This window comes from Sutcliffiella rhizosphaerae, from assembly GCF_917563925.1.
GTDB lineage: Bacteria > Bacillota > Bacilli > Bacillales > Bacillaceae_I > Sutcliffiella_A > Sutcliffiella_A rhizosphaerae.
This window is the reverse complement of record NZ_CAKJTJ010000079.1, coordinates 1-2,871: the sequence shown is the minus strand read 5'-3', so window position 1 is coordinate 2,871 and position 2,871 is coordinate 1. Positions and strand designations below refer to the sequence as shown.

General features: G+C 35.9%; 2 protein-coding genes. One reads left to right on the top strand and one right to left on the bottom strand.

What is annotated here, in order from left to right:
- Positions 1 to 494 precede the first annotated feature (494 nt).
- A complete protein-coding gene (locus LRP81_RS23015) occupies positions 495 to 1,097 on the bottom strand; it encodes a LysE/ArgO family amino acid transporter (RefSeq protein ID WP_230505530.1) in 603 nt (200 codons plus the stop codon).
- 105 nt (positions 1,098 to 1,202) lie between these two features.
- Here LRP81_RS23015 and LRP81_RS23010 point away from each other — a divergent pair, with 105 nt between their 5' ends.
- A complete protein-coding gene (locus LRP81_RS23010; protein ID WP_230505529.1) occupies positions 1,203 to 2,624 on the top strand; it encodes an aminotransferase-like domain-containing protein in 1,422 nt (473 codons plus the stop codon).
- Positions 2,625 to 2,871: the final 247 nt, after the last annotated feature.

The window sequence follows — 2,871 nt, the reverse complement described above, 5'->3', positions numbered from 1 at the left end:
GTCCCTAGGGCTGCTTGTACTGTCATAGGTTCGCTTGTTAAACGGGATCTTTGTCCCAACCAGCCTGAAACATGCTTATACAAGTAGGGAGTGAACAGTTTTGCGGACGGGATCATGTCCCCCGGGCGCTACGTTCTACTCCGACTACCGCAATAATAAAACCAAATGAAAAAAGTTCAACCAGTAAAAACTGGTTAAACTTATATTACGATCGGGCGCGTTTCTTTTGGAAATGCGCCTTTTTATATTTTAAAGGGCCAGATTGCGGAGCAACATGACTTGAAAAATAGACAGGTTTATTAACCAAACCAATAATTGATTCTAGGGTCATTTTATATGAAAATCAATTGTAAAAAGTTTGGAAATTTAAATTTAAATAGAAATGGATAATATGAACTAAGGATTTTGAAATAAGAATTAATCGAAGAAAAAAACAGTAACAACGATTTCCCTAGAAATCGTTGTTACGCAGCAGTACTTATTTCATTAATTTATCACATTAAACCGATGAAAAGATATATGGCAGTTCCCCAAATAAATAGTGCAGAGCTTTTATTAAAGATAATCATTAATTTTCCTTTGCTGTCTAATTTCTTTATGACTGTACCTGCTATCGTTAAGCCAAAAAACCAAATCCATGAAACTACAATACAAGCAACGGTAAAGTAAATTCGCTCTGAGCCAATATACTTTAATGCACTTGTCCCAATAACTCCCACTATATCTAAAATTGCATGTGGATTTAGTAAGGAAACAGACAAGGCAAAGAGAATTTGTTTACTCGTCGGTAACGCTGTACTGGTTATAGAAGTAGAAGGTGTAGATCGCCAAATAGAGTAACCCATATAAAGTAAAAATAAAATGCCTATAACTATCAAGCTAAGTCGTAACCATTCGAATTGCAAGACGATGAGGGATAAACCAAAGATAGCTAAAAGTATCAATAATGTATCACATAACGCAGCTGTAATTGTTGCGGGTAACGCGCTACGCAGTCGTGGTTGTGTAGCACCTTGTGAAAATAGAAATACATTTTGTACCCCTAAAGGTAAAATGAGCCCGATTGCTAGAATAATTCCATGTATAATTGCTTCCATTTGTCATCTCCCTTTCCCTAATACTGTAACTATGTTACAACTAAAAGAAAACAACCAATTGGATGGATTTTTATCCGGCCAATTTTATTGAGAGGATGACCTTTTATGCATTGGAAACCAGATAGGAAATCCCATCTTACCATTCATGAGCAAATCAAAGAGTGGATGAGAACTCGTATTGAGAGAGGCGATTGGACAGTTGGTACTAAGCTCCCGACACAGCGTAAACTAGCAGCACAATTTGAAGTGAATCGAAGCACAATTAATCTTGCTTTAGATGAATTAAAAGCAGATGGTTTACTTGAATCGAGAGTAGGTTCAGGTACTTTTGTAGCAAATAATTCGTGGAATGTTCTTTTAAATAAATCACAGCCTAATTGGCAGCAACATATTGATGCTAGTATTCACAAACCAAACTATCATACCATACAATTGATAAATGAATATGAGCAATATGATCACATCATACGTCTGGGAACAGGTGAGTTATCCCCTGAACTACTTCCAACAAAACAAATTGAGCGCTCCTTAAAATCACTTTCATTGGATTCTAGAGCAATAGGATACTCTGAACCACAAGGAAGTAATAAACTGCGAAGTGTTTTGTGTGAGTATTTAAAGAAAAGGGGAATTGATACTGCACCAGAAAATATCTTAATTGTTTCAGGTGCAATTCAAGCGCTTCAATTGATTGCCATAGGATTACTTGAAGAAGGGGCTATTATTTTTCAAGAAAATCCTTCGTATTTAAATTCCATCCACCCATTTCAATCTGCTGGAATGCGTATGATGCCTATTCAGCGTGATGGCAACTTAACAGAAACATTAAGAATTGCTAAAAGAAGAAAACAATCCCTCTTCTACTGCGTGCCAACGCTTCAAAATCCAACAGGTCGCAATTGGACAAGCGAGGAAAGACAAATCTTGTATGAAACTTGTGCGCAATTACAAATCCCGATTATTGAAGATGATGTTTATCATGAACTGTTATTTGAACAATCATCTTCTCCTTCACTAAAATCACTCGATCGATCGGGACAAGTATTGTATGTAGGAAGTGTTTCAAAGACGCTAAGTCCTGGATTACGAATAGGATGGGTAGTGGCTCCTGAGCCTGTAATCCAAAGGTTAGCAGATATAAAAATGCAATCAGATTACGGTTCAAGTGCTTTCTCTCAAGAAATTGTTGCACACTGGTTGTCATCTGGAATATATGAATCGCACATACTGCAACTACGCGAACAATTGAAAATAAGAGCTTTATTTGTAGAAAAAATCCTAGAAGAACAATTTAAGAGCGTCGCAACGTGGGAGAAGTCTGAAGGAGGTTTCTATATCTGGATTCGATTCAATGAACCTATTGTAAATAAGGCAATGTTTCTAAATCTGCTTAAGAAAAATGTACTTATAAACCCAGGTTATATATATGATACAACAGATATACATCACATTCGTGTTTCTTATGCATATGCATCTTTGGAAGAATTAAAAGAAGGTTTGAACTGTATAATAGAACTAGTTTGTTAGATCTTCAACTATCGGGCGCGTTTCTTTAGAAAATGCGTCTTTATTCACTTAAAAGGCAAGATTGTGGAATAAAGAGAACCCTTTTTAATGAATGAAATATAAAAGAAAAGTAAGCACCCCACTAATATGAACTATTACCCGAATATCGGACACTTATAAAAAAGTGCCCCTTATTCGGGTTTTTCTATGTCTATAACTAGATAACCCGTTTATAATTAAATTAATTATTAGAACGGAGTAATCATTC

Bases quoted from the DNA above. Each gene is read 5' to 3' on its own strand.
- LRP81_RS23015 (WP_230505530.1), bottom strand. From the start codon at position 1,097: ATGGAAGCAATTATACATGGAATTATTCTAGCAATCGGGCTCATTTTA.
- LRP81_RS23010 (WP_230505529.1), top strand. From the start codon at position 1,203: ATGCATTGGAAACCAGATAGGAAATCCCATCTTACCATTCATGAGCAA.